Annotated in this window: 34 protein-coding genes, 1 tRNA gene and 1 pseudogene; 21 read left to right on the top strand and 15 right to left on the bottom strand. The window is 62.3% G+C overall.

Annotated features, from left to right (window positions below; translation table 11 throughout):
• Nucleotides 1-536: 536 nt before the first annotated feature.
• From XH91_RS18875 to tnpC, 4 genes are all read left to right on the top strand, one after another.
• Complete coding sequence (locus tag XH91_RS18875; protein WP_128951957.1) at nt 537-755, top strand: hypothetical protein; 219 nt, start codon at nt 537-539, stop codon at nt 753-755.
• A 249-nt stretch (nt 756-1,004) separates the two neighbouring features.
• Complete coding sequence (tnpA, locus tag XH91_RS18870; RefSeq protein ID WP_128957938.1) at nt 1,005-1,400, top strand: IS66-like element accessory protein TnpA; 396 nt, start codon at nt 1,005-1,007, stop codon at nt 1,398-1,400.
• 23 nt (nt 1,401-1,423) lie between these two features.
• Nucleotides 1,424-1,744 (top strand): IS66 family insertion sequence element accessory protein TnpB, encoded by a 321-nt coding sequence (tnpB, locus tag XH91_RS18865; protein WP_430644539.1) that lies wholly within the window; start codon nt 1,424-1,426, stop codon nt 1,742-1,744.
• Nucleotides 1,745-1,789: 45 nt separating this feature from the next.
• Nucleotides 1,790-3,442, top strand: a complete 1,653-nt coding sequence (gene tnpC / locus XH91_RS18860) for an IS66 family transposase (RefSeq protein WP_128950307.1) — start codon at nt 1,790-1,792, stop codon at nt 3,440-3,442.
• A gap of 98 nt (nt 3,443-3,540) precedes the next feature.
• On the opposite strand, the gene XH91_RS18855 is transcribed toward tnpC, so the two are convergent.
• The 6 genes and pseudogenes from XH91_RS18855 to XH91_RS40110 all read right to left on the bottom strand — a co-directional run.
• Entirely contained in the window at nt 3,541-4,101 is a 561-nt protein-coding gene (locus XH91_RS18855) for a hypothetical protein (RefSeq protein ID WP_128951955.1), read from the bottom strand.
• Nucleotides 4,102-4,189: 88 nt separating this feature from the next.
• Entirely contained in the window at nt 4,190-4,774 is a 585-nt protein-coding gene (locus XH91_RS18850) for a DUF4145 domain-containing protein (protein WP_128951954.1), read from the bottom strand.
• A 25-nt stretch (nt 4,775-4,799) separates the two neighbouring features.
• Nucleotides 4,800-5,768: an SIR2 family protein gene (locus XH91_RS18845; RefSeq protein WP_128951953.1), complete on the bottom strand. Its 969-nt coding sequence runs from the start codon at nt 5,766-5,768 to the stop codon at nt 4,800-4,802.
• A 62-nt stretch (nt 5,769-5,830) separates the two neighbouring features.
• Nucleotides 5,831-6,142: a hypothetical protein gene (locus XH91_RS18840; protein WP_128951952.1), complete on the bottom strand. Its 312-nt coding sequence runs from the start codon at nt 6,140-6,142 to the stop codon at nt 5,831-5,833.
• 127 nt (nt 6,143-6,269) lie between these two features.
• Nucleotides 6,270-6,686 (bottom strand): tannase/feruloyl esterase family alpha/beta hydrolase, encoded by a 417-nt coding sequence (locus XH91_RS40115; protein ID WP_430648559.1) that lies wholly within the window; start codon nt 6,684-6,686, stop codon nt 6,270-6,272.
• 177 nt (nt 6,687-6,863) lie between these two features.
• Nucleotides 6,864-7,865: pseudogene (locus XH91_RS40110) on the bottom strand (tannase/feruloyl esterase family alpha/beta hydrolase); the annotation flags it as partial.
• Between the two features lie 544 nt (nt 7,866-8,409).
• Here XH91_RS40110 and XH91_RS18825 point away from each other — a divergent pair.
• Nucleotides 8,410-9,015: a hypothetical protein gene (locus XH91_RS18825; RefSeq protein WP_128951949.1), complete on the top strand. Its 606-nt coding sequence runs from the start codon at nt 8,410-8,412 to the stop codon at nt 9,013-9,015.
• Nucleotides 9,016-9,062: 47 nt separating this feature from the next.
• Here XH91_RS18825 and XH91_RS18820 read toward each other — a convergent pair whose 3' ends face one another.
• Entirely contained in the window at nt 9,063-10,364 is a 1,302-nt protein-coding gene (locus tag XH91_RS18820) for a hypothetical protein (RefSeq protein ID WP_128951948.1), read from the bottom strand.
• A gap of 159 nt (nt 10,365-10,523) precedes the next feature.
• A complete protein-coding gene (locus XH91_RS18815; protein WP_128951947.1) occupies nt 10,524-10,841 on the bottom strand; it encodes a PilZ domain-containing protein in 318 nt (105 codons plus the stop codon).
• Nucleotides 10,842-11,119: 278 nt separating this feature from the next.
• Here XH91_RS18815 and XH91_RS18810 point away from each other — a divergent pair, with 278 nt between their 5' ends.
• From XH91_RS18810 to XH91_RS38930, 3 genes are read left to right on the top strand one after another with little or no spacing between them, the layout of a single operon-like run.
• A complete protein-coding gene (locus XH91_RS18810) occupies nt 11,120-11,407 on the top strand; it encodes a hypothetical protein (protein ID WP_128951946.1) in 288 nt (95 codons plus the stop codon).
• A 45-nt stretch (nt 11,408-11,452) separates the two neighbouring features.
• On the top strand, nt 11,453-11,581 hold the full coding sequence (locus tag XH91_RS39905) for a hypothetical protein (protein ID WP_283813037.1): 129 nt from the start codon (nt 11,453-11,455) through the stop codon (nt 11,579-11,581).
• A gap of 6 nt (nt 11,582-11,587) precedes the next feature.
• The gene (locus XH91_RS38930) at nt 11,588-11,752 is read left to right on the top strand and encodes a hypothetical protein (protein WP_164933806.1); all 165 of its coding nucleotides are present in this window, start codon (nt 11,588-11,590) and stop codon (nt 11,750-11,752) included.
• Between the two features lie 48 nt (nt 11,753-11,800).
• Here XH91_RS38930 and XH91_RS18805 read toward each other — a convergent pair whose 3' ends face one another.
• Entirely contained in the window at nt 11,801-12,103 is a 303-nt protein-coding gene (locus tag XH91_RS18805; RefSeq protein ID WP_128951945.1) for a hypothetical protein, read from the bottom strand.
• 399 nt (nt 12,104-12,502) lie between these two features.
• On the opposite strand from XH91_RS18805, the gene XH91_RS18800 reads away from it, so the two are divergent.
• From XH91_RS18800 to XH91_RS18790, 4 genes are all read left to right on the top strand, one after another.
• Nucleotides 12,503-12,799 carry an HU family DNA-binding protein gene (locus XH91_RS18800; protein WP_128951944.1) on the top strand — a complete coding sequence of 99 codons (297 nt, stop codon included), beginning with the start codon at nt 12,503-12,505 and terminating at the stop codon, nt 12,797-12,799.
• 655 nt (nt 12,800-13,454) lie between these two features.
• Nucleotides 13,455-13,595: a hypothetical protein gene (locus XH91_RS38925; RefSeq protein ID WP_164933807.1), complete on the top strand. Its 141-nt coding sequence runs from the start codon at nt 13,455-13,457 to the stop codon at nt 13,593-13,595.
• A gap of 510 nt (nt 13,596-14,105) precedes the next feature.
• Nucleotides 14,106-14,459 carry a GrlR family regulatory protein gene (locus XH91_RS18795; protein ID WP_128951943.1) on the top strand — a complete coding sequence of 118 codons (354 nt, stop codon included), beginning with the start codon at nt 14,106-14,108 and terminating at the stop codon, nt 14,457-14,459.
• A 161-nt stretch (nt 14,460-14,620) separates the two neighbouring features.
• A complete protein-coding gene (locus XH91_RS18790; protein WP_128951942.1) occupies nt 14,621-14,818 on the top strand; it encodes a hypothetical protein in 198 nt (65 codons plus the stop codon).
• Nucleotides 14,819-15,037: 219 nt separating this feature from the next.
• On the opposite strand, the gene XH91_RS18785 is transcribed toward XH91_RS18790, so the two are convergent.
• A complete protein-coding gene (locus tag XH91_RS18785) occupies nt 15,038-15,268 on the bottom strand; it encodes a hypothetical protein (protein ID WP_128951941.1) in 231 nt (76 codons plus the stop codon).
• Nucleotides 15,269-15,547: 279 nt separating this feature from the next.
• On the opposite strand from XH91_RS18785, the gene XH91_RS18780 reads away from it, so the two are divergent.
• Complete coding sequence (locus XH91_RS18780; RefSeq protein ID WP_128951940.1) at nt 15,548-15,826, top strand: hypothetical protein; 279 nt, start codon at nt 15,548-15,550, stop codon at nt 15,824-15,826.
• Between the two features lie 74 nt (nt 15,827-15,900).
• Here XH91_RS18780 and XH91_RS38920 read toward each other — a convergent pair whose 3' ends face one another.
• Nucleotides 15,901-16,065, bottom strand: coding sequence for a hypothetical protein (locus tag XH91_RS38920; protein ID WP_164933808.1), 165 nt, complete (start codon nt 16,063-16,065; stop codon nt 15,901-15,903).
• Between the two features lie 268 nt (nt 16,066-16,333).
• Here XH91_RS38920 and XH91_RS18775 point away from each other — a divergent pair, with 268 nt between their 5' ends.
• From XH91_RS18775 to XH91_RS18760, 4 genes are all read left to right on the top strand, one after another.
• Nucleotides 16,334-17,095, top strand: coding sequence for a Sir2 family NAD-dependent protein deacetylase (locus tag XH91_RS18775; protein ID WP_164933809.1), 762 nt, complete (start codon nt 16,334-16,336; stop codon nt 17,093-17,095).
• 199 nt (nt 17,096-17,294) lie between these two features.
• Nucleotides 17,295-17,927, top strand: a complete 633-nt coding sequence (locus XH91_RS18770; RefSeq protein WP_128954906.1) for a cold-shock protein — start codon at nt 17,295-17,297, stop codon at nt 17,925-17,927.
• Nucleotides 17,928-18,078: 151 nt separating this feature from the next.
• Entirely contained in the window at nt 18,079-18,564 is a 486-nt protein-coding gene (locus XH91_RS18765) for a DUF192 domain-containing protein (protein WP_128951939.1), read from the top strand.
• A 100-nt stretch (nt 18,565-18,664) separates the two neighbouring features.
• Nucleotides 18,665-18,741 (top strand) — tRNA-Pro (locus XH91_RS18760).
• 883 nt (nt 18,742-19,624) lie between these two features.
• Here the strand turns inward: XH91_RS18760 and XH91_RS38915 are convergent.
• A complete protein-coding gene (locus tag XH91_RS38915; protein ID WP_164933810.1) occupies nt 19,625-19,783 on the bottom strand; it encodes a hypothetical protein in 159 nt (52 codons plus the stop codon).
• A gap of 308 nt (nt 19,784-20,091) precedes the next feature.
• On the opposite strand from XH91_RS38915, the gene XH91_RS18750 reads away from it, so the two are divergent.
• On the top strand, nt 20,092-20,286 hold the full coding sequence (locus XH91_RS18750; RefSeq protein WP_128951937.1) for a hypothetical protein: 195 nt from the start codon (nt 20,092-20,094) through the stop codon (nt 20,284-20,286).
• Nucleotides 20,287-20,302: 16 nt separating this feature from the next.
• On the opposite strand, the gene XH91_RS18745 is transcribed toward XH91_RS18750, so the two are convergent.
• Nucleotides 20,303-20,728, bottom strand: coding sequence for a translational machinery protein (locus tag XH91_RS18745; RefSeq protein ID WP_128951936.1), 426 nt, complete (start codon nt 20,726-20,728; stop codon nt 20,303-20,305).
• Between the two features lie 201 nt (nt 20,729-20,929).
• Nucleotides 20,930-22,108, bottom strand: a complete 1,179-nt coding sequence (locus XH91_RS18740) for an OpgC domain-containing protein (protein ID WP_128951935.1) — start codon at nt 22,106-22,108, stop codon at nt 20,930-20,932.
• A 271-nt stretch (nt 22,109-22,379) separates the two neighbouring features.
• Here XH91_RS18740 and XH91_RS18735 point away from each other — a divergent pair, with 271 nt between their 5' ends.
• Complete coding sequence (locus XH91_RS18735) at nt 22,380-22,685, top strand: ETC complex I subunit (protein WP_128951934.1); 306 nt, start codon at nt 22,380-22,382, stop codon at nt 22,683-22,685.
• Nucleotides 22,686-22,774: 89 nt separating this feature from the next.
• Nucleotides 22,775-23,266 carry an Lrp/AsnC family transcriptional regulator gene (locus XH91_RS18730; protein ID WP_128951933.1) on the top strand — a complete coding sequence of 164 codons (492 nt, stop codon included), beginning with the start codon at nt 22,775-22,777 and terminating at the stop codon, nt 23,264-23,266.
• Between the two features lie 31 nt (nt 23,267-23,297).
• Here XH91_RS18730 and XH91_RS18725 read toward each other — a convergent pair whose 3' ends face one another.
• Nucleotides 23,298-24,326, bottom strand: coding sequence for an AraC family transcriptional regulator (locus XH91_RS18725; protein ID WP_128951932.1), 1,029 nt, complete (start codon nt 24,324-24,326; stop codon nt 23,298-23,300).
• Nucleotides 24,327-24,498: 172 nt separating this feature from the next.
• Here XH91_RS18725 and XH91_RS18720 point away from each other — a divergent pair, with 172 nt between their 5' ends.
• On the top strand, nt 24,499-25,626 hold the full coding sequence (locus XH91_RS18720) for an isovaleryl-CoA dehydrogenase (protein WP_128954905.1): 1,128 nt from the start codon (nt 24,499-24,501) through the stop codon (nt 25,624-25,626).
• Nucleotides 25,627-25,635 lie beyond the last annotated feature (9 nt).

Below are 25,635 nucleotides of genomic sequence, written 5' to 3'. Positions count from 1 at the left end.
GGTGCACTATCACTGTAATCCGCGGCTTATGGCCGACGAGATCAGGATCGACGCGAGGTACCTCGCCAAGCACGGCAAGAAGCCGGGCGGAGCAGACACTAGTCCGTATCATCAACCCATTCTACGAGCTGTCACCGCAATTGGTAATTGCTATGGATGTTCGAAGGGATGGCGCCGAGACGGGCGGAGTGGCTGGGGAGGGTTCCTCAAAAGTTATCCAAGTAGACTATTTTCCTCTGACCGCCCGCCTATGGGTCTGAAATCGCTAAAGAAGATTCCGCCTTGGGTTCGAGAGAAAATCACAGGGAACATCAATGATTTAAGCAGGGATACTTTGCTCTTGCGTTGATTCGCGAAACATCCGACAAGTTTCTACCCCTTCGGCGGCTCTCAAGAATTCAAATGGAGAGCTGTGTCATGGGTTGTATCATCCACCGATCTCATCAGACGTGCACAGGTCGGGCGCAGTGCGTTGCGCCGATCCCGAATCTATGCCTCCATACCTCTGCTGATTCGACGGTTCTCCAAGAATTTAAATGGAGGACTATGTCGTGAGCCCACCCCCCAAACTGACCGTCAAATTCTGGCCGCCTAGTGTGACCGCAGAGGGCATTCCGGCCATCAATGCCGTCCGCAGGCCTTTGGCTTTCGCCATCTATGCGCGGCCGGTGGTGGCAGTTATTGTCAGCCTCGGTCTGGTCTGGGGTGGGAGCGAATTAGCCCCCTGGGCGTCACGTCTGTTGAAGTTCATGTAGTGCTTGTGAGTTTGTTGATTTGAGTAAGCGTCCGACATCCCGTGTGCGCGCCTATACCTCAAGAGCCGAAATTACAACTCAGAATCGAAGCAGTGAGCCAGCATGAGTTTAGTGCACTGGACTGCACCCCTGAAGTGGGACACGATAATTTCAGTGACAGCTGAGTGCACTGTACGCCTACGAGGAAGGCCGCCTTGTTTGACGGAGGCGAACGCTGCAGGTCCTAGGGGTAATCCTAGGAGAAGCGCTATGACGATTTCGAGGGCGGAGGTGATCACATCGGTCGAGCGGCGGCGCCGGTGGTCGCAGGATGAGAAGGAACGGCTTGTTGCAGCGTCGCTCGAGACCGGTGCCAATGTTTCCGAGGTGGCTCGCGTGGCCGGGCTTCATGTGAGCCAGCTGTTCAGGTGGCGTAAGGAGCTTTGCAAGCATGGTGAAGCGAGTGTAGCGCCGTTCGTGCCTGTCGAGACCGGGCCGTCTATGCCGCCGCGGGAGGTTGCCGAAGTGCCATTGGCGCCGGCGCGTCGGCGGAAGAGCCAGGGCATCATCGAGATCGACCTTGGTAGTGGGCACCGCATCCGGGTCGATGGCGATGTGGACGGAGACGCGCTACGTCGCGTTCTCGATGCTTTGGTCCGCCGATGATCCCGGTTCCGACTGGCGCGCGAGTGTGGCTCGCGACCGGCTACACGGACATGCGCCGAGGCTTTCCGTCGTTGGCTCTCCAAGTGCAGGAGGTGCTGCGCAAGGACCCGCTTAGCGGTCATTTGTTTGTCTTCCGCGGTCGCCGCAGCGATCTTGTGAAGCTGATCTGGCACGATGGCCAGGGAGCATGCCTTTTTACCAAAAGACTCGAGCGAGGAAGGTTCATCTGGCCATCGGTTGCAGGCGAAGCAGTGACGATCTCGTCGGCGCAATTGAGCTATCTGTTGTCCGGAATCGATTGGCGCACCCCGCAAGAAACCCAGCGTCCGACGCGGGTCGGATAACGGTTTTGGGTTTGAATCTGCCGCTCGATCTGATTCAATGGCTCCATGATATCGAAGCCGGACGACCTCCCGTCGGACCTTGTCAGTGCGCTGGCCGCGCTGCAAGCCGAGCGTGAGGCACGGCTACGAGCCGAAGCGATGGCTGCCAGCGCACAGGCGGAGCTGTCGGATAACGCGGCGCTGATCGCGCATCTCGAGCTACGGATCGAGAAGCTCAAACGCGAACTGCACGGGCAGCGCTCCGAGCGCACGGCGCGCCTGATCGAGCAGTTGGAATTGGAGCTCGAAGAACTCGCCACCACGGCGAGCGAGGATGAGCTTGCCGCGCAGGCCGCAGCGGCGAAGACGCAGAACGTCCGCCCCTTCACGCGCAAGCGGCCGGTGCGCAAGCCATGGCCGGACGACATAGAATGCGAACGCGTCGTCATTGAGGCTCCCACGACCTGTGCCTGCTGCGGCGGATCGCGGCTGGCGAAGGTCGGCGAGGATGTGACCAAGACGCTGGAGGAGATCCCGCGTCGCTTCAAGGTCATCGAGACGGTGCGCGAAAAGTTCACCTGCCGCGATTGCGAGAAGATCAGCCAGCCGCCTGCGCCGTTCCATGCCACGCCGCGCGGCTTCATAGGCCCACAACTGCTGGCGACGATCCTGTTCGACAAGTTCGGCATGCATATCCCGCTCAACCGCCAGAGCGTGCGATTTAAGGCCGAGAGGATCGATTTACCGCTGTCGACGTTGGCCGACCAGGTCGGCCACGGGACCTTCGCCGTCATGCCGCTGTTCCAGCTGATCGAGCACCATGTGCTCGCGGCCGAGCGCCTTCATGGGGACGACACCACCATCCGCATCCTGGCGAAGGGCAAGTGCACGACCGGCCGGATCTGGACGTATGTGCGGGATGACCGGCCGTTCGCCGGGCCTGCGCCGCCGGCGGCGGTTTACTACGCTTCGGGCGACCGTCGCGGCGCACACCCCCAGAAGCATCTGGCCACCTTCACCGGTATCCTACAGGCGGACTGCTACAGCGGCTTTGAGCCCCTGTTCGACCCGCAGAGGAAGGTTCTACCGATCGCGCCGGCATTTTGCCTGGCCCATGCGCGGCGGGGCTTCTTCGAGTTGGCTGACATCGAGAAGAATGCTCGGGAAGGCAAGAAGGGCAAACCGGTCTCTCCGATCGCGCTGGAGGTGGTCAAGCGTCTCGACGCCCTGTTCGAGATCGAGCGCGCCATCAACGGCCGAAATGCCGACGAGCGGCGTGCCGTGCGCCAGGAGAGAAGCAAGCCGCTTCTTGAAGACATGCATGCCTGGTTGCTGCGCGAGCGCGAAACCCTCTCGCACTCTTCCGAGGTCCTGAAGCCGATCAACTACATGCTCAGGCGTTGGGAGGGCTTCGCCCGCTTCCTCGACGATGGCAGGATCTGCCTGACCAACAATTGTGCTGAGCGCGCATTGAGAGGTATCGCATTGGGAAGGCGCAACTGGACCTTCGCCGGCAGCCAGCGTGGTGCCGACCGTGCCGCCATCATGCTGACGATGATCACGACCTGTCGTCTCAATGACGTCGATCCCAAGGCCTGGCTCGCCGACGTCCTCGCCCGGATCGCCGATCTTCCCACATCGCGGCTGCACGAACTGCTGCCCTGGGAATGGAAGCTCCTGCGCCAAGCCGATAAGCCAACCGATCAGCAAGCCGCCTGACCTTCACCCAACGCCATCATAGACCCCGCCGTGCCCGCGCGCATCCGTCAATCAGGCGGTCTTCGTCGTATGCGTACAGTGCACTGTCACCGTAACCTTTAGCTGGTCGGTCGTATAGGCAGCGGAAGTGCAGGCAGGGCCGGGCAATTGCTGACGACCAACATTCCCGCCTGACGGGCCGCGGCATGAATTTCCGTGGCTATGTAATTGGCTAGCGATAAGCCAAACTGGAAATAAATCTCCGCATCATCAGCGACCCGTCTGATATCCGCGAGAGACGACCTGAACATTGTCATTGTACCCTGGCGGTTGAGCGAGAAGATAGCAGGCTCGCTGCCAAAACTGGTCACTATGTTTCCGTGAATGAGGCTATTGCGGTTTCCTGTGATGATCCGCATGGCCGCGATGTAGTGCCTGATGGCTAATCCGGCAGCCTCTGGCCACTCGCGTCGCGCAAAAAACATGTCGATAAAGTTTGCACGCTCAGAGGGATTTGTGCGCGCCGAAAAGACTATTGCTTGTTGCTCGGAGAGATTTCCTGTTGCCGCCAGCATCCAAACATGCGTCCGCTCGAAGCGGACATAATTGATATTCATAACGCCTAGAGCGTGAACCACAGCCTGATCGGCGACTTCGTAAGGTGGCCATTTATCAGTCATGACTTAACTGTCTCTGGAATACGTCGCAATCGGCCAGTTGCTGCGTGCCGTTCTGCTCAATGCAGCCGCGGGCGGCATGGAACTTTAGCTAGGGCATAGGTACTGACTGGCGATACGTGACAAATCCTAGCTGCTTGTCGTCTTTCATTTCTAGCTGCATGCGAAATCCCCAAACATTTAGATTGTGCGTGGCCCACTCGCAGTGGTGATGAAAACGAGCGCGAGGGTCTTCCGGGGCCTCCTTCAATTGAGAGTCAAGTATGTAGGGCGGGAACAGCGGAAGATTCTTAAACAGGCTGATGGCGTCTACGACTTCTTTTGTTTGGAAGGTTATCGGGATATGCGCGTGAGCAAAAGCGTTCCGGATATGGCGGAGCAAATCGAGATTGTGCTGCGTGTCTGAGCCGTAGATGCCAAGTACGCGGCCCATAGTGATTCTTTGACCGAAAGACTGTAGAGGACCACCTTCCTGCTCCAGTCTGTCCTTTGCTACGTCGTCCGGCCTCAGTACGTTGTAAATGACTTGGGTAAGAGCCATATCGGCGTTAGTCACTGCGAGCAGCGCCGCTCCCCTGTCGTTTTCCTCGCTTCGGATCTGCTTATTGAATTCGGCAAAATCCTCCATGCTGCCCTGTTGACGAGAGAGTGTGCGCAGCTTCGATAAGATCGACATATGACGTGCCTAGTCTATCGGTGTTTTAGCCTAGAAATTTCGTCAGCTTCGACTGTTCAAATACATCGTCGCCGAAGGTCGATGAGAGCGGCCGGTCTGAATAGCCCCTTATCTTCGGTATCAAATCCACGAGCTGGCCGGGCGGGGGAGGAATCAAGGCTCGTGGATCTCGTTTGTCTAGGATTTGTAGCCCGCTGGGATCGACGATAAACACCTCCAGCTTGTGATTGAGCGCGGCGTCGAGGATGACCTCGTTGATATGCTCGTCGCCAAAGCTGTAGCCGATCACCATGAGTTTTGCGTCTGGTCGGGTCGCAAGCTGCCGGAACTGGTCGTGGTAAAAGGTCAGGATGGGAAATCGGCCGATGGCCACGGTCTTCTGGCCGCCTATGATGAGGATGCGTTCTCCGCTTGAACTCTCCACCCAGTTACAGGAGCCGTGAAGCTTGATGTAAAACTGCACATTGCCGTTCAGTGTGAAATCCGAAGGGTTAGGCTCCATCTGCGCAATGCGGTCGTAGACATGGCCTTGGAAGGCCGACGGGTTGCTGAACGTCATTCCGGGAATGTGGGCCCGCCCATACGGCGTCGGGCCGACAAGCGGGAAGTAGAGCGATTCCAGCAGGGTGTCCTGATTGGTCGTGAAGATGTACTGGAAGCGCTGGAGAAAGCCCCTTAGCCAATAACGGGTGTCGGCAGGTGTCTTAAATTCAAGCTCATTTCGCTGAATGAAGGATTGGCCCATGCCGTTGAACAGCCCGACGAGAGCACCGACAAGTGCCGTATATTGAGCCTTTCCAACCGGGTCTGTCGCACCTTGAAGGGCCGCAAGGACATCTTCGAATGAACCACCTGAGCTGTGGGACCGTAGAAGCAAGCCACGGGTGTTGTCGTCGAGGCTCTGGTCGCCCAGGAGGTGGGAGAAAACGTCCTTCGCGAGCATTCCGCCCCAATTGCGGGAAAAGCCAGCGCCGGTCAGTAGAATGTTGGTCATCGCTCGGCCTGCGAGTTGAAGGGCTTGAATTACGGTGACAGTGCACTCAATTGCTTCAACATTTAAGGCTTAGCGTTGTAGTCTTTCATGCGCCAATTCTGATGAAGATTGGCAAGTTGCTGGTCCAGCCAATCGGTTGGAGGCAAAGCGATACCCGCCATGATTTCCGGCGAAATTCCATCATGGCTGCTGATGTAATATCCGACTAGGCGCTGGATAACTGCGTTTCGCTTCTCGGCCTCGGCCTTCAGAGCAACGCCATGCGCGTTCGAAGCGGCCGAGTACCAAGCCAAACCTAAGGTGATGAGGCTGGTGATGAAGGCCACACCCGCAGACAGGGCCGGCCCAGAAAACCAATAGTTGACAGGGATCACTACTATGCCCTCCGCAAAAGGGGCTTTGTATCACAACTTAAGATTTAGATTCCAGATGATCCGCCCCCACGTGCGCCAATGCTAGGCATCGCGTGCTATGGCTCACATCTGACCGCGCACCGTCCCCCTACCTGCATTCAAAACTCGCCGCGCTCTCCGGATCGCCTTGGCCCTTGTACTGCGCATGTTGCGGATAGGCGCAGAGCGGCCGGCTGCGGCCGAGGAAGGCTGGTCCCGTCGCGACCACCGCATCGGGCGCCTTGCCGTCTTCTACCCAGTTCACAATAGCGGTGAGGAGGTCGAAACGATCGAGCGTTGCGCCGCTCGAGCAGTGACCCATGCCGGGCACCAGGAAGGCCCGGCTCGATTTTTCCCGCACCGTCTCCATGCCGCCGGACTCCGCCGCCATGCGCTCGTAGTAGTTCACGGTGTCGTTTGCCGAGAACCAGGGATCGCTCACGCCGTGGTAAAACAGCAGCTTGCCGCCATGGCCGAAGAAGCTCGACAGGTTGGTCCAGTAGGCGGTGTTGGCGAGGCGATCCATCCCGCTCGCGTTGACCCGGTCTTCGAGTTGATCGACGTCGATGCTTTCCCAGACAGGCGGTCCGACCGGACTGCGCGCGCCCGTGGTCAGGATGCCTGGAATGGCAACGCCTTCGGCGGCCACGCCGCCGTCCCACGGGAACGGCGGATAGACCTGCGTACCGCGTGAATTCTTCGGTCCGGCAAAAGCTTTCCTGAGGGCATCGACCTGCTGCGGCGCCAGGCAGGACTCCGACTTGCCATCCTTGATGTCGCCCTTGCAGGTGAGGACCTCAGGGTCGAATTGACAGGCTTTGCGGTCGAAGATCAGGCCATCCTTGACGCCGTCCTTGGCGTCGCAGGCATCGAGGATCGCATTCGTGATCAGCTTTCGCTCATCAGCGGAAAAAGCTTTGGCGGGCTCCGGCTTGCCGGACGCATCTTTCGGCGCGATCCGGCTGAAGGCCGCGTTGACCCAGGCGAGACCGATATTGGAGTTGCCGGTGCGCATCGCAGGCGCGCCGGCGACGATGCCGTCGAATTGATCCGGGTAGCGCGCCGAGGCCAGCATGGCTTCGCGGCCCCCGGTCGAGCACCCCGTGAAATAGGAATGTTTTGCGCCCTGGCCATAGTAATGCGTGACGATCGCCTTGGCCGCGATGGTCACCTTGCCGACGGATGCAGTGGCGAAGTTGAGCGCGGCTTCCTGATCCCTCAGGAACGAGGCATCGAACACCGCGCCCTGATGACCGCTGTCGGTCGAGACCACAGCAAAGCCGCGCGCCAGCGCCGGCACCTCGCCGGCGGCCTGGTAACCCAGCGGCGGCCGGATCGTGCCGTTCAAACCGCCGCCGCCCTGAAACAAGAACCGGCCGTTCCAGCGATCGGGCAGGGCGACGGCAAAGCCGATCGCGTAAGGTTTGCCATCGACGCCGACGCGTTGATCGATCACGCCATCCACGCGGCAGTTCGGCGGCAGCGCCACGGAGACGGTGGCCGGCGCCGGCGGCGATGGCTGCACGGTGCCCGGCGGCGCCTCCGGCACCTCTTCGGCCTTGGTGACAGATGCCGTCGATCCCGGCACCGTCCATCCGGTCAAGTCGGCGCATTTGAGCGCAGGTGGGATGTTGGCTGAATCATCGGCGCTTGCCGGCGAGATCGCAATGATCGTGGTGGCCGCGACGAAAGCCAGGCAAGCCATGGCACCGTCTAGCGCCACATGTCCTTTTCGCTGCATCGTTCTTCCCTGCCGTTTCTCGTTTTTTTGCGGTGCACGTCACTCGCGCTGGATCCCGGACGATCTGGCGCACCGATACCAAAACTATCTTGAGATATTCGGCAGGTGCCGTCCAGCGGCGCAGGCTTTTGGTCGCTCTCGCCGGTCGCGCTGGTCGACGGGGCACGAGGACTGTTTGCGGCTTGCTCCGCCTCTCCCGCTTGCGGGAGAGCATAGGCCGCCTTCGGCGGCCGTCCTTCCGAAAGACGCCGAGGCGTAGCCTCGGCTATTGCACGCCCCGGGCGATGCGAAGCATCGTCCCGTGCGCGGCGGGTGAGGGCTCTTTCCTCTTGGGGGCTGTCCCGACGTGGAGACACCCTCTCCCCAACCCTCTCCCGCAGGCGGGAGAGGGAGCGCAGCACCGATGCCGCGCGGACGTCGGCTACAGAACGACGCTGCAACGGCGAAAGCCGTCTGAACCCTTGTCGGGCCAACGCGACTAAGCTGCATGGCTCGGACAAAGACGCTCTTGCTGCTGCTTCTGCTTTTCGCGATCGCTGCGCACGACAGCTTCGCGCAGACACCGCCGCCGCCATTCGACGAACAGGCGCTCGAGCGCGTGCCGCCGACGGTCGCGAAGAGATTGGCGAGGCGCTTTTCGCTGGGCGCATTCGCCGGCCGCTTCGAGGAGACGCGGCTCGGCGCTGTTCAAGAGGCCTTGGGCGAGGGGACCATCCAGCACCAGGGCGACGCCGGAGGCAGCATCCATTGGCTGTGCTATCGGCGCGGGCAGCAGCGACTATGGGTCGTGTCCAGCGAGATGGGCGGCGCCGACCATCGCGTGACGGAGATCGTTGAGGAGCTCAGCGAGACAGACGCCGGGGCCTCGGCCGATTGCGCGATCATCCCGGAAAAGTTTTGGCCCGTCGTCTTCGACGGCAAGCTGCATCTGGGCATGTCGCGTCAGGAGGTCGTCACGGCGCTGGGACCGCCGTCGGCGTCGGACGCTGCCCAGATGGTGTATTCTCACGCGGGAAAGCTCGCACACGGTTTCGATGAGACCGCCTGGCTCATTCTCCGATTTCGTGACGACAAGCTCGTGTCCATGCGCGGCGGCAAGGCCACGACGAATTGAAGCCTGAGATGGGTTTCGCGAGGGCTTAACCCATCCTTCGAATTGCCTCAGATCGCCTTCGCCTTCTTCAGCGCATCGAGGTCGTGCCGCACGCCGGCAAGGCCATCATGGTTGTAGCGGATCAGGATCCGCTCGGCGCTGAGATAGGACAGCGCCGGGTTGCGGAAGCCGTTGTTGAACTTCGCCGCATCCGCGGGGTCGAAGCCGTAGTCGGGCGCGAGCTTGCTCAGGATCGCCACCGCCGCCGTCACCGCGGGGCCTGCGAAGATGTAATCCGCATCCGACAGATTGTGGATCACGGTCTCGGCCGAGAGGTTGCCGAGCTTGGCGGCGAGGAAGTCGAAGGTGTCGGTGGTGCGCGCCGGCGGCAGGCGGAGATGGCCGCTCGCATCCTTCACCAGATAGCCGCGCGCGATCGGGTCGACATGGGCGATGATGGCCGCGGCGCGCAGCCAGTTCACCACCATGTATTCGTGGCCGAGCGTCGGCGCGCTGTGGGCCGAGGCCTGGATCACGATGAACGGCGCGGGCAGGTCGCGCGCCATGGATTCGGCGACGCCGAGAATGTGATGGCCGCCGGTGCGGCTGTCGCCCTTGGCGCCGTCAGCGTCGGTCTCGCCGTTGCCGCCGAAGTTGAACTCGGCGAACTCGCTGCCGTCGGCATTCCACTGGAACACGATCGGCTTGGCCCAGTCGTGCCACATCGGGGCTGCGACGATGGCGTCGTGGTCGATGACGAGATCGGAATGGTCGACCGCCTCGCGCGAACCGTTCGGCGGTAGCGGCGCCACCCGCGGCAGGCCATCCTCGCCCGTCAGGCCGACGTTGAGGCGGTAGTTCTCGCTGAAGCTGATGGCGCTCGACAGGTTGAAGGATTCATGCACCGGCAGCCCGCCGGGATAGGAGTGGTGGCCGGTGAATGCGCTGCCGGGCGCGGCCCCCCAGGCCATCGGCAGATGCGGGCAGGCGGTGCCGTCGTCGCGCAGCGGCGGAAACACGCCCGTCACCGCGCCGCCCGGGAAGGCCTTGCCGTCGGCTTCGTTGATCAGGCCTTGCTTGATGAGCTCGGCGACGATCTTGTCCTTGTCCGCGGCGGTGAGGTTGGCGCGATGGGTGACGCAGGTGTCAGGGTTGAACAGGGCGTCATGGGTGGCGGCCTTCAGCTTGGCGTTGCCGATGGTGGCGATGACCTGCTCGATGCGCGCCAGCGCCGATTTCACCAGCGGCGAACGGGCGGCGAGCTCGCCCGCAGCAGCGTTGCCCGATCCAGGCACGGTCTGGTCGACGGCCAAAGCCGGGGCGGAGGTCGCGAGCACGGCGGCGGCGACGGCGGGAAGCATAAGGCGCATCGGCAGGTTCCTTTTGCAACGACGCGCAGCGCTAGCATTGGATAATGACAGTGCGGTAACAGCACCCGGCCATCGTGATTTCCGGAGCACGTAGCCTGCGAGCTGGCCGAGCGTGTGCTTCTCGGGCGCTCGCGCCGAGGAGCGGCGCAATCGGCCTGGTTACTTCACCAGCGTTTCGCCGCGACGCGCGCGCTTTGCTGCCCTGCCGCGATTGATGAACTGAACGCCGACGAACTCGCCATTGATCCAGGCGAGCTCGCAATGCCGGTAGGCGAGGCCGATGGGCGACAGCACCAGGAAAAACTCCCTCTGGCCGATGTCCGTCACCGCGCCGTCGATCACCAGCTTCGCCCCCATCTCGGAGACGTCGTGGATCTTGCAGGCGCGCTGCCATGTGCCGTCGATCGCCATGACGCGCGCTTCGAGGGGCCGTTCGAAAGCGACCCGCCTGTCCTTGCGTAGTTCTCCCTCGCTCATCGAGCACCCCCGCTGATGATCCCCAAGCGGCGGTCTAGAATAGAGTGAGAAGCTTGATCTTCGGTGAACAAGGCGGCAGAGGCTTGAAATCACGGTGAGATTGCACGCGGTTGTTGCGCGACCGAGCACTCACCGACCGGTGCGCGCGTCGACAGGCTTCAGGCGGCGAGGGGTCCGCTGAAGGCGCCTCCTGAACGCGCCTCCTGAACCCTTGCTGAGCCGGCGCGACTAAAAACGCAGTGGGCGGTGGAAGCGGGGGCGGCCCCGGCGAGATTGGCATGAAGCGCTGGCTACGACGGCTTGAACGGATTACGTGGGCTGCCGCGCTTTGCGGGACGGTCGCGTTGCTGGCGCTCATGGCGATCTCTCCCGGCGAGCCCGACGCCGCGCATCCCGTCCGCTATGTCCTCCGTCACGACGTCAGATATGTCAGCGAGGACATGAGGCTGGTCCTGCAAATCCTGCTGGGTGTGAACATGTCGCTGGGCCTGGTTGCAGCCGGATGCCACTTCGCGCGCAAGGACCCGGGCGATGGATCCTGGCCGGGCAGGATCGGCGAACCCTAGGCCTGCAGCATCGAGACAGCGGGACTGCCGACCTGATGAACCGGGATGCTGTTCGAGGCGACGAATGCCTGGAAACGAGGGCATATCGCCGTGACATGGTTCAAACGATATCTGGTCGTCGGCAGCACCATCGGTGACGTGGTGCACGACGTGCGCCACGACAAGGCCGGATGAGCCGCCATGCTTGACGCTCTGTTCGGCTTTGTCTTCGACCTGGTCCTCAGCCTGGTCGGGACCGCCATCGCCAAACTGTTCGGCGCGGACAATGCCGCCGAAGTCGGGGGCGCGATCGTCGGCATCGGTATTCTCGCGATCGGTTTTGCGATCGCTGTGTGGGGGCACTGAGTAGCGACCGCTGCACGGACGATCGCTCGCTGTGGCGGCGCTTGCCGCCTAGGCCGCAATCCGCTGCTCAGTCGGCGCCGTCAGGTACTTCAACACTTCGGCATGCTCGAGGTCGGGCACCGCGATCGCCGTATGGCTGTAGCTCGCATGCGTGCGCGACTTTGCTATGCCGTCCAGGATCTCCTTGCCCTTGATGACGTGAAGGCCCATGCCGTCTCCGGACGGGAAGATCGCCAGCACCACGTCGTAGGCCCTGATCACCGACTTGAGCGCCTCGGCCTTGTCTTCGGCGACATCGACAAACACGCGGACATCGGCTGCGAGTTCACGCAGTTCGTCAAAATTCAGCACTTTTCGGGTACTCCAACGCAACAAGACTAGATTGAGAGTGGATGCGTTGGGTTACCAGAGTCTGAACAACACGCATCAAGATGCAAGTTTCACGTTGAGGTGACGGCCGGTCGTGGAAAACTCGGCGTCATGTACGCGCGGGGCTCTTGTCGGCGATTTCAACCGCGCCAACGCATCGCAAGTACGCCATCCTCTCTGAAGCTGCCGAGGAAGCCGAAGCGGTCCGCCTGATGACGGAACTCGAGCCGAACTGCTGCTTGCGTTTTCAGCCTCAATGGGCTCTAAGCCCGGCTGCTTCGTCGCCGCCAGGCGCGAACAGACGCGGCGCGCGTAGTTTTACCGCTTCCGGGCAAAGCTACATCGCAGCTCGCGCGCACCCCATTCAGAGGAATTCCAGACATGCCGAAGATGACCAAGACTCAATTGATCGATGCGATTGCCGAGGGCACGCAGCTTGCGAAGAACGACGTGAAGTCGGTCATCGAGTTCATGGCGACGGTCGGCTACAAGGAGCTCAACGAGTCCGGTGAGTTCGTTATTCCCGGTTTCGTGAAGATGTCGGTCGTCAACAAGCCGGCGACCGAAGCCCGCATGGGCGTCAATCCCTTCACCAAGGAGCCGATGCAGTTTGCGGCCAAGCCGGCGAGCAAGTCGGTCAAGGCCTCGCCGCTGAAGGTGGCCAAGGACGCCGTTTGATCCTTCCCGTTGCGTCTGCGCGGCGGCGGTGCGCAGATGGGCCGCGTGGGATCTTCAAAGACGCAATGTCTTCAAAAAGGGGAAAACCCCGCCTGGGGGAAAGCGGGGTTTTCGGGTGGGGGTGAAGCCTGGGGGAAGCTTCATTGGTAAGACGCGCCAGCGCCGAAAAAGTTCAGCGTGGAAGCTTGCAAGCTCTGCGCCCGCTCAAAGAAAAACCCCGCGCGGGGGCTACGGGGTTCTTCCAAGCCGGCGGTCGCGTCGCGCAACCGCCAGCACCACTGATTTCGGTCTGACAATGCGGGGGCGGGGATTTCGTTCCGACGCCTCGTCGATCATCACCTCGCTCCTGCGCAATGAAAAAACCCCGCGCTTGCGCACGGGGCTCTCTCGCTGACGGCGTTGGGATTTCAGCGCCTGGCCGCCAGCCGTTTGTCTAACTTAAGGTTGAAAATCCAAAAAGCAACCGCGCCGCGGTGACGGAATATGATCGTCCATCGCGGCGCTGCCATATGACTGGGCGCTGAAATCCCCAGCTTCGATGGGTCTTGGGCGCGCCGAAAAGGTTCAACGCGACATGCACAGGAAATTTTGCGTGCGGGCTGGACTTTTTGTTCTTATTCTGTTCTAGTGAGTCATCCGATCGAGGAGATGATTCATGACCGTTGAAAAGCAGCGCGAAGTGATCCGGCTCTGGAACCAGCTCAGGAAGGTCGAGGGCCCCGCCGCGGAGGAAATCCGCATCCAGATCCTGGAATGCTTTTCGGAGAAGAGCGGTACGAGGCGCCTGGCGGCTTGAACGCGTACGGCCCGCGCTTACCCGCTTGAGGCGATGACGATGCCCGTCGACGCATCGCTTCATCGCTCGTTAGGAAACGCTTCCCAGCGATTGACTCACCTCCGATTCGTTCTTCGAGAACGAAATGGACTCGGATGCAGAACAGGTCGTGTGTGCTCGCGCCCCAGTGCGCGGCCTGTGCCAAGACGAGTCGGTGGGATGGCTTGCATCATCACATCGTCGCTGTGGGGGCGCCGCCATCAATGTCAGCCGACATGACGCGAACGCCCGTTTGCGGCGGTGGTTTCTCGTTTGCATGCAAATGATTTGTTAAGATCTGGTCCGCGCCGATTTCGCCGATTCCGATGCGTTCTCCGAGAACGAAATGCGGGCGAAGCTGGAACAAAGAGGGTGAGCGCACCACGACGGACGGCGGGCCCATAGTTCGCCTCTCCGATGTCTCGCCCCTCCCGACGTCTCGACGCTCCCGATGCGCCGCGCTATCGTCGCCGGGGGACGGCGGGTGCATCCATGAAGAACGGGCTCTATTCCATCCACATCCGCATGCTCGACGGCGTGAAGGGCCGCGACAGCGGCGTGCTGATCTTGCGCGATGGGACGTTGCTTGGTGGCGGACCTTACTTCTGGTCGCGCGGGTCCTACTCATCGGGCGATGGCACCTGGAAGGGCGAGCTTGCCACCAACCAGCATTCGCCGTTTGCCGATCCGCTGGTCAGGCCGCTGTTCGCCGGCACTCAAGCGACCAGTGGATTCTCCGGGACATTCACCGAGGAGGGGGCCGAGGTCTACGGCACCGTGCTGGTCGCCGGCCATCGCAGCCTCGGCTTTAGCGCGACGCTGAAATGGCTCGCGGACGTCGTCTGAAGCGCTTGCAAGCTCCTAACGTAAGCTTGCGCCGATCGGAATAACCCTATTCGGTTAGGTTAAAAGTCCAATCGCGTTGCCTCGCCTGCGCGTTGGGATAGGTGTCTGGCAAAGACAACAAGAAAACCGATTTTGCCAAGCATCAATTCAAGAACCATTTCATGACCCCCTTTTTGGAACCGTCATTTTATCAGGGCGACCGCCAGACCTATCGCCGCGTCGCTGTCGTCGGCGCGCTCTTCTGTCTCGCTTTTGTGCTGATCAGCGTCTCGCTGCGGCCGCAGGACGAGGACGCGCGCGTCGCGGTCAAGGCCGACCGGCTGGTGCGGACTGCGGGCCAAGCGCCGCAGGCCAACTAAGCGCCGCAGGCCAACTAGCGTTAGCTGCCGCAGGTCTGATCCCCGGCGGACTCGTGCGAGCATGCGCCGCTTGTTGCCAGCGCGACGAAACCGGCATAGCCGAAGAGGTTGAGCAAGACTTCGAGCCAGACGGGCAAGATGAGCCTCCATCCCTCGCGGGAAGACGATTTCAACCCGCGCGCGAGGCGCATGTTCCGCGGCCGTGCGAAGAAACGCCGCTCAAAGCGGCGTAGTGGGATCGAGCCGCCGGCCGAGCGTCGCGACCGACTCCGCGGACGGCGATGATTTGAGGAACTCGGCGATGGCGCGGGCGAGCTCGCCGTCGCTCATCGGTGTCGATGGCGGGCGGAGCGCGCCGACGCCGAAGTTCCGGACGATCTCGTCGTAATGTTGCGTGTTTGTTGGGGGAACGAGCCTGCGGATGCGGGCGAGCAAAGCGGATATCGGCAATCTTGTCTCCTCGGCCTTCCGCCCCGTTGGCAGCCATTGATGTCTGCTGCCATTTTTGTCCGCGAAATTGAAAACCCCGCCAGCACCGCGGAGATGCTGACGGGGTCTTCATGCTCTTGCCCCACCCGGATGGCGGAGGCCTTCGCATGTAAGGCGTCAATCCACCGCAGGCCAAAACGTTCCATCCTCCCGCGAGATATTTCCGCCCGCTGCGGTTCCATCCGGAGCGAACCATTGCGGCCGGCCGGCGTTGTCCGAGAAGATGCGAAGGAGGAGATCATGAAGAAGACACTCGCAGTCCTTGCCACCGTAGCTGCCGTCGGCGTGACCGCGGTTGCGGCACCTGCACAGGCGCGCGGCATTGGCCCGGGCCTCGCGTTCGGTCTCGCCGCCGGTGCGATCACCGCGGGCGCCGTCGCCGCGTCCCATCCGTATGGCTATGGCTATTATGGCCCCGGCTACGGCTACTATGGCGGCCCGGCCTATTACGGCCCCGGCCCGTACGCCTATTATGGCGGACCGTACTATCGGCACCACCATTATTACCGTCACTGGTAACGGCTGAAGAGAATCGAAAAGCCCGGAGCGATGCTCCGGGCTTTTTTCGTTCGCAGACGTCCTCTGCGATGCGCTCATGGCCAGAGCGAGGGTCGTTCCACCTTGCGCGCGTTCTCCAGCGTCGAGACGAAATACTCTTCGCGCTCGCGCTTGAATTTCTCCTGCGTGGCACGGAAGGCGGCAACTCGGGCGGCGATCTCTTCACGTTCGCGGATCTTGCGTTGTTCGTCTTCGGTCATGTCGAATCCCCACTCCACTTGAGTCTATGTGCACGTGTGAACTCAAGCACTGCCGCCGCAATCACGTTGAGTCGCGTCAACACATGCATTGGCGCTTCTGATTGGGGCGTCAATGGGGAGGAGGCATTGCAGGATTGTGATAAGCGACGGTCGGAAAAAATTGCCGCCCAATGCAGCGCAAGGCTTGCGCGGCGGTGGATAAGAGCGTCAACAATCTTGCCGCTTGCGGGTGGTGCAGCTAGCGCGACATTGAATCGGGAGGCGGCACGTGATTGCAAAGGACCTTCAGAGCGGCGTCGAACAGCTCGGCGACATGATCGCGCGCGCCAACACCATCGTGCCGTTTACCGGCGCTGGCATCTCGACCGAATGCGGCATCCCTGACTTCCGTTCGCCGGGCGGAATCTGGACCCGCAACCGTCCGATCCAGTTCGACGAGTTCGTCGCAAGCCAGTCAGCGCGCGATGAATCCTGGCGCCGCCGCTTCGCGATGGAGGACGTGTTCGCCGCAGCAAAGCCCGGCCGCGGTCATCGTGCGCTGGCTTCGCTGCATCGCGCCGGCAAGATTCCGGCGGTGATCACCCAGAACATCGACAATTTGCACCAGGCCTCCGGCTTCGCCCCCGATTGCGTGATCGAACTCCACGGCAACACCACTTATGCGCGCTGCATCGGATGCGGGCAGGTTTATCAGCTCGACTGGGTGAAACGCCGCTTCGACCAGGACGGCGCCGCGCCCGACTGCAGCGCATGCGAGGAGCCGGTGAAAACAGCAACGATCTCATTCGGTCAGGCGATGCCCGAGGATGAAATGCAACGCGCGACCGAGCTGTCGCAGTCCTGCGACCTCTTCATCGCCATCGGTTCCTCGCTCGTGGTGTGGCCGGCGGCCGGCTTCCCGATGATGGCGAAGAATTCGGGTGCACGTTTGGTGATCATCAATCGCGAGCCGACCGAGCAGGACGACATCGCCGATCTCGTCATCCGCCACGACATCGGCGAAACCCTCGGACCCTTTGTCGGCAATTGAGGCGTTAGTTTGATTCGCGGCTGTGCAAGCTGTTCATAGGTTCCGGCGAATCTCTTTTTTGTCTATGCGTCGCAACCGGGAGTGTTATCTTTTGAGTCGAAAGATTCGCGTCGCGTCCAAGTGAGAAGATTCTCTTAAGACGCGTGATTCGAGCACCGCCAATGTGGCGGGTTGCATGGCAGTTGCGGGGTCCGGGGTTATGGGGTCGTCGGACGGATTTGAGTCCAAGAAGCTGGGAGTTCCCGCGTCGGGCGAGCACGGCGGCGGTCGCGACAATGCGCTTAGTCCCTTCACCGGCTTAGGTGAGGGCAGCGCCAACCTCGTCGAGGTCCATGGCGTCATCAAATGGTTCGACGCTTCAAAGGGCTACGGCTTCATCGTACCCGATAATGGCTGGCCCGATGTCCTGCTGCACGTTACCGTGCTTAGGCGCGACGGCTTCCAGACCGCCTACGAGGGCGCCCGCATCGTCGTCGAGTGCATCCAGCGCGCCAAGGGCTACCAGGCTTTCCGCGTCGTCTCGATGGACGAGTCGACCGCGATCCATCCGGCGCAGATGCTGCCGCCGCGCACCCACGTCACTGTGACCGCGACCAGCGGCCTCGAGCGGGCCCAGGTCAAATGGTTCAACCGGCTGCGCGGCTTCGGCTTCCTGACCTGCGGCGAGGGCACGCCCGACATCTTCGTGCACATGGAAACTCTGCGCCGCTTCGGCATGACCGAACTACGGCCGGGCCAGTATGTGCTGGTCCGCTTTGGGCCCGGCTCCAAGGGCATGATGGCCGCGGAGATCCACCCCGAAACCGGCTCGCCCGGCCTCCAGTCGCATTAGCGGCTTCAAATTTCCGTATTGGTGGGCGGAAGTGCGCAGGGTGGCCTCGCGCGCTTCTGGCTTTTGGGGCGGTGGCCGCGTAAGGATGTCGCAGTCCCGTAACCGTCGGGCCAGTCATTGTGGGCCCGCGTTTCCTGCCGAGTTTCCTGCCATGAGCTTTGATCGTAAGGCCGTCCGGTCCGTTGCCCGGGGCTTTCTTGCCGCCGCTCTCGTCATTGTCGGCTTCGCCCTCGCTGGCTCAGCCGTTCGTGCCGCCAGTTTCCAGCCGCTCGAAATCGTCACCAAGAATGGCGTGCAGGTGTTCTCGGTGGAGATGGCGACCACGGACGAGGAGAAGCAGACCGGGCTGATGTACCGCAAGGAATTGGCTGACGGCAAAGGCATGCTGTTCGACTTCAATCCCGAACAGGAAGTGTCGATGTGGATGAAGAACACCTATGTCTCGCTCGACATGATCTTCATTCGCGCCGACGGACGCATCCTGCGGATCGCCGAAAACACCGAGCCGCTCTCGACCAGGATCATCTCGTCCAAGGGGCCCGCCCGGGCCGTCCTCGAGGTGGTGGCGGGAACAGCCCAGAAATACGGTATCCGCGTCGGCGACCGGGTCGGGCATCCCCTGTTCGGCAGCAAATAGGCCGGGCAGGGCTATTGCGGTCCGGCCAGCGGATTTTCGGGCGGCTGGAAAGCTTGATGGCCCTCCTGGAAGCGTGTATCGACGGGGCTCGCCGGACATTCGGGGTATAGCGCAGCCTGGTAGCGCGGCAGTTTTGGGTACTGCAGGTCGTTGGTTCGAATCCAGCTGCCCCGACCAACGTCTTCAAGCGGCCTGTTCCTCGTTCCAGTCCACCATCAATTGACGATTTGACCTCGCCGGCACCGCGTTTCGATGCCGGGACGACGGTCCGCCTGCTCAAACAGGAAACTGTGCCGGCTGCGAGGTGCGCCATGAGCCTTGCTCCCGGTGGTCGAGCGCGGTCGCTCAACGATGATGGCGCGGATCGGCATCATGCGCGCGCCGAACCGACACCTCGTTTCGAGGTGAACGGGAGGTGAATATTCAGTTCAGGGACCATTACTCACCACAAGCGTTTAAACGATCTGGGGTGGTTGTACGGAGGACACGGAAATGCTTGCAGCGATCGTCGGCGCCGCCTTCGCCCTACAGCCCGGCGTGGCCGCTCCCCCGCCTGCCGGACCACCGATCGAGCAGATCCAATTTCGGGGCAGCCCAGAAGGCGGATGCCCGGACGGATATGACTTCAACTACTCTAACGGCCGTTGCTATCCCAACTCATACAAGGCGCCCGGCGTCTACGCGAGGCCGATCCCCGAGTACCCTCCGATGGGTTATGGCTACTATCGGCCTCATCGATATGGCTATCCAAGGTACGCGCCAGGCTATTACCCGCGCTACTAGCGCCGCACCATTCGCTGCTGGACATGCACGCGTTCAACGTCGGTGGCCCGCCAGTGACCGGCGGGCGCCCGTTCGTCGCGGCGCACTATTTCTGCGCAACCTTGCAGGGATTTTTGCTGCAATTTAAGTGGGGTAACAGGCGCAGAATTACCAAAGCTTCATCGAACCTTTGGGCGTCGCGATCGACATATCGGTGTTGGGAATTTCAGCGCCCAATGCCTAACGGACGCCGCCAAGCGATGATACTCCGCTTGCGCGGCGTTGCGCTTTTCGGGACTCAGCCCGCGGCGTACCAGCCCGCCGGAAACGGGATCAGCGGCCAGACCGGATGATTGTCGTTGGCAGCCTTCGGCGCGCCGTCCTGCGGCCGTATGGCAACCGGTGTCGGGGGCGGCGAAGTCATCGCCAGCCGCAAATAGGCACATTGCAAATTCATGATCGTCGACCCGCGCAGTCAGTCGCTTGAAAAAAAATCGGCCTGAAATCAGCCCCCGTGCGCTCTTCGGAAACGGCGCATTCATTCTCAAATCGCGCGTGCATCTTAGAAAGGTTGGGCCGGCGTTTCAACCGGCAACGCGGCTGTCCGCCCGCGAGTAAGGTTGATCGGTTAGGTTAAGCACGGACCGTCGTTGCGGCCATTTTGACCGATGGTATCAACCGTTGCAGGCACGCGACGACGCCCCGGCAGAGGCTCACACGAGATCACATTCGTCGCGGCGTTTCGTTTCGCGCGAGTTATCCGTCATGGCTTTCGATCTCACCACGAAAACATCCCGCCAACGGTCTGATTGGACCGAGATCTGGCATCTCTGGACCGTCATCGTGCCGCGCCGCTCAATCAATGGGCAACTCGTCTACGGCAAGGTCTGGCGTCGTCACGACGGGCGCGACTGGATCTACAAGAAGTTCACCGAATACGACGGCGAGGCGGCGGCCTGAGCCGGAGGGGCTTTGCTTAGCCCTGATGCCTTTCGCCCGCGGCGGCGCCGGGGGTCTGCACGCGCGGGAGCGGCAGTTTGAAGTGACGCTTGGCGTAAGCGACGATCTCGTTGTCGGTGGGATGATCGGCCGCTTCCACCGCGACGATCCGCTTGGCGAGATCCGGCGCATGGGCGCGAATATGGCTGGCGAGCTCGGTCTTCGCATTCGCCGGACCGATGATGAGGATTTCCCCGGCGTCGGCGAGAGCCTTGGTCACCTCGGCGAGGAAGGTCCTGTCGGGGGCGGCGTGGCCGCTGCCGATCGCGTTGGCCTTGTGATGAATGTGCCGCGTTGCCAAGTGCGGATGCAGCGTGACTTCGTCGGAGCCGCTCAGGCCAAGATGGAAGATCCGGGCCTGCGAGTGATCAATCCAGACCACGGCGTGAAAATGAGAGGGCATCTGCTTGTCCTTGGGCCTTGTCCGAGAGGAGGCCGCCGACATCAATTGCGGCGGCGCGTGTCTTGGAAACACTAGGCCGATCGGCCTGGCTCCTGGTTGACTCAAGTCAACCCGATCCGATGCAGGTCGATCCGATCCCCGGCAAGCCGGACACGGCAATCAAGGACGGACGCTCGCTCGACCGAGCGGGCGTTCGGCGGCTCAGGCGGCCTTTGCCGCCGGGGGAGCTGCGGGCTTCGCCGGCGGCGGCTTCAGCGGCTTGTCCTGCCGCTTCGACCACGAGATGTAGTAGGCCACCGTCGTCATGATCGCGATGCCCGCGATGGAGACGAACAGCTGCGCAAACAGCGAGCCCGAGCTCATCGACAGCTCGAAATGGCCGACGAAGGACAGGAACACGCCGACGCAGAACACCGCGAGCGATTGCTGGCCGCAGACAATCACGGGATCGAAGACCTTCCACTCCAGCCCCGGCCATTCCTTCGGCACGAAGCGGATCACCAGGATCACGATCACGACGAAGTGGATGAAGCGATAGGGCGCAAGGTTGGTCTTGTCATTCGGGTTGAACGCCGAGAACAGCCATTCCGGGAACATGGCGCCGAGCGTCGGGAAACGGCCGGCCATGGTCATGACCAGCGCGAAGGCGAGATAGCCGAAGCAGAGCCATATCGTGATCGGCGAATTGATCAGCCAGCCCGAGCGACGCGCGCCGCCCATCGCGCACCAGGCGCCGAACACGAACAGCACCTGCCAGCAATAGGGGTTGAAGTACCACTGACCGGCCGGATAGGCGTTGAGGTTCAGGCCGAAGTGACGCGCGGTCAGCCACAGGATGATGGAGAGCACCATCGTCAAATCTGGCTTGCGCAGCATGAACCACAGCACCGGCGGAAACAGTCCCATCAGCACGATGTAGAGCGGCAGCACGTCGAGATTGAGCGGCTTGAAGCGGAGGAACAGGCCCTGGCGCAAGGTCTCGGTGGCGTTGTCGACGAGGCCTGCGACGTTGAACTCGTTGATCATCTCGGAGTCGCCGAAGCGCAGCGCCAGATAGCTGATCGAGGCGATGTAGATCACGAACAGGATGATGTGGGCGACATAGAGCTGCCAGACCCGCTTGGTCAGCCTTGTGGCGCCGACGATGAAGCCGCGCTCCAGCATCATGCGGGCGTAGACGAACGAAGCCGTGTAGCCGGAGATGAAGACGAACAGGTCTGCGGCGTCCGAGAATCCGTAATTGCGCGTCGTGATCCAGTTCACGACGTTGTCGGGGATGTGATCGAGGAAGATCGCCCAGTTCGCGATACCGCGAAACAGGTCGAGCCTGAGGTCACGGCCCTTGTCGGGAAGCGTGGCGTTGATGTTCAGGAAGGCCATGCGACGGAAGCTCTCGAAGGGGACGGTTACGCTGAAGGCGGCGAGGCAAAACTTGGCAGGGTTTGGCCGTCCGGCGGGATTTCCGGGCGGAAGGCGGGTACGCAATTGTCACAGTGCAGCATAATGACTATACCCGTCGGCGAGGGACCCGGGAGGGCCGGAATCACCGATCAGTTCCCGAAAGGTGTCTCTATACTATGCCCGCGGTTTCCACCAATCGCTACCGTGACGCACGAAAATCGAACGAAAAGACCGAGAGGCCGGACCGCCAATGACCGCACGCATTTTCAAGCCCGCCAAGAACGCGATGCAATCCGGCCGGTCGAAGACCAAGGAATGGCAGCTCGATTACGAGCCGGAGCAGCCCCGTTCGGTCGAGCCGCTGATGGGCTGGACCTCGTCCGGCGATATGAAGCAGCAGATCACGCTGCGCTTCCACACCAAGGACGAAGCGGTCGCCTATTGCGAGCGCAAGGGCATCGCCTACCAGGTGATCGAGCCCAAGGAATCGCTGCACCGCCAGATTGCCTACGCCGACAATTTCTCCTTCCGCCGCGGCGAGCCCTGGACGCATTGAGGGCCGGCCGTCCGACTGGACCGGCCTTGGCACTGCGCCCACCCCGTGCTTCGCTCGCCCGGATGACGGGACCATGACGAGGTTAAGGGATGGCCGGGCGTGACCAGCTCGACGGCGTCGACCTGAAGATACTCTCCGAATTGCAGCAGGACGGGCGTGTCCGTAACAACGAGCTGGCGCTGCGCGTCGGCGTGTCTGCGCCGAACTGCCTGCGCCGGCTCAAATCGTTGTTCAGCCGCGGCGTGATCCGCGCCGTGCGTGCCGTCATCGACGAGCGGCTGCTCGGCTATGAGGTGGTGTCGTTCGTCTCGATCCAGCTCGGCAGCCAGGCGCAGCCGGTGCTCGAGGCCTTCGAGGGCTCGATCTCGGCGATCCCGCGCATCCAGCAGTGCTGGCGCATTTCGGGCGACACCGATTATCTGCTCAAATGCGTGGCGCCGAGCGTCGAGAGCATGCGCCAGCAGCTGCTGCATTTCGCCGCCATGCCAAACGTGAAGAATGTCCGCAGCTTTCCGGTGCTGGGCGTGGCGAAGGACGTGCCGCTGCCGGTGCAGGAGATCGCCGCCGCATCGACAGGATAGGGGCCGCGCAAGACGACGGCGGCCGCGCTCTTCAGCGATAGCGGGCGCGAAATTCGCGCGGGCTGGCGCCGGTCCACGAGCGGAAAGCCCGGGAGAAGCTTTTCTCATTGCGGAAGCCGGCGATCTCCGCGATGCGCTTGATCGGAGTGCGGCCGCGCATCAGCTCCTGCTTGGCGAGCTCGAGCTTTGCTTCTTCCTTCAGATCGCGCAGGGAAGTTGCTTCCTGGCGCAGGCGGCGGTGCATGGTGCGGGTGGAGAGCGCGAGTTCGCTCGCGACGTCCTCAGCGCCGAGAATGCGTCCGCGCGCCTCGCGCAGCACGCGCCTGATACGCTCGACCAGCAGGCGATCGCGGCGATAAGGCAGCACGGTCAATCGCAGCGCGCCCTTGAGCATGCCGTCGAGATCGGCGCCGTTGCGCGTCAGAGGCAGCGAGAGATAATGCTTGTCGAAGACGATGCGTGCCGCCTCCGCATCGAAGCGGGTGTGCTTGCAGAAGATGGTCGGATAGACCGAGACGTGCACGGGCTCCGCATAAGGGAATTCCGCCGCGCGCAGCGCGATCGCGGAATCCACCGCCCAGCAGGAGAAGCCGAGCACGTAGCGGAGCAGGGTGACGAGGCAGAATTCGCGGCAGTCGCCGAGATCGCGCTGCTCGCGAATGGAGATGGTCGCGGTCTCGCCGCTGACCGCAAGCTCGAACAGCACGTCCTCGGTCAGCAGACGATGATGCCGGCACCAGCGCTTCAGCGCGACCTCGAGATTGGGCGCGGTGATCGAGGCACGGCACAGCATGCCATAGGTGCCCCAGGGCAGGCGGCGCGAGAACCAGCCGAGTGCCTCGTCGTCGAGCTCGCGCATGGCGTGGCCGGCCAGCGCCTCGAACTGGGCCGCCGTGATCCGCCCGTCGGCCGACCGGACGAGATCGGAGAGGACCTGGCCCCTGGCGAGCGCCTCGGCCGGATCCCGCCCATAGCGGACATAGGCCGCGATCACGCCGCGGACGAAGGCGGCGGGGGTCACGGCACGGCGGGGCGAGCTTGTTGCGGCTTGGAACGGCATCGGAAATCCCCCTGAAAATCCTCGCCAAACTTGGCGGAAAATGCAACCTTTTCGACCGCCGGAACGCCCGGGCGGGGGTAGGTTCGGACCCGACAAGAACTTTGCAAGAATCCTTGGAGGAATCGCCTTGAACATCCCGAGCATCGACTTCGATCTGGGCGAAGACATCGGCATGCTGCGCGACACGCTGCGCGCCTTCGTGGAGGCGGAGATCGCCCCGCGCGCCGCCGAGATCGAGAAGGCCAATCTGTTCCCCGCGGACCTCTGGAAGCGGCTCGGCGACCTCGGCCTGCTCGGCATGACCGCGCCGGAACAATATGGCGGCTCCAACATGGGCTATCTCGCCCATATCGTCGCCATGGAGGAGATCTCGCGCGGCTCCGCGGCCGTGGGCCTGTCCTACGGGGCTCACTCCAACCTCTGCGTCAACCAGATCCGCCGCAACGGCAATGACGCGCAGCGCCAGCGTTACCTGCCAAAGCTGATATCGGGCGAGTATGTCGGCGCGCTCGCGATGTCGGAGCCGGGCGCCGGCTCGGACGTGGTCTCGATGAAGCTGCGCGCCGACAAGCGCGGCGATCGTTATTTGCTCAACGGCTCGAAGATGTGGATCACCAATGGCGGCGATGCCGACGTGCTGGTGGTCTACGCCAAGACCGATCCGGAGGCCGGCCCGCGCGGCATGACCGCATTCCTGATCGAGAAGGGCTTCAAGGGCTTCACCCACGGCCAGCACCTGGACAAGCTCGGCATGCGCGGCTCCAACACCTATCCGCTGTTCTTCGATGAATGCGAGGTGCCCGAGGAGAACGTGATGGGTAAGGTGGGCGAGGGCGTCAAGGTGCTGATGTCGGGCCTCGACTATGAGCGCGCGGTGCTATCGGGCGGACCACTCGGGATCATGGCGGCCTGCATGGACGCGGTGGTGCCCTACATGCACGAGCGCAAGCAGTTCGGCCAGCCGATCGGCGATTTCCAGCTGATGCAGGGCAAGCTCGCCGACATGTATGCCACATGGCAGGCCACCCGCGCTTATGTCTACGCCGTGGGCAAGGCCTGCGACCGCGCCGACCACGCCCGCAGCCTGCGCAAGGACGCGGCGGCCGCAATCCTGCATTCCGCGGAGAAGGCGACGTGGATGGCGGGCGAGGCGATCCAGGCGCTGGGCGGCGTCGGCTACACATCCGAATTTCCGGTCGGCCGGCTCTGGCGCGACGCCAAGCTCTACGAGATCGGCGCGGGCACGTCCGAGGTGCGCCGCATGCTGATCGGCCGTGAGCTGATGTCGGAAACCGCCTAAACTCTCCAC

This window comes from Bradyrhizobium guangzhouense (assembly GCF_004114955.1).
Taxonomy (GTDB): domain Bacteria; phylum Pseudomonadota; class Alphaproteobacteria; order Rhizobiales; family Xanthobacteraceae; genus Bradyrhizobium; species Bradyrhizobium guangzhouense.
The sequence above is the reverse complement of the archived record's forward strand: the minus strand, read 5'-3'. Positions and strand labels throughout refer to the sequence as shown.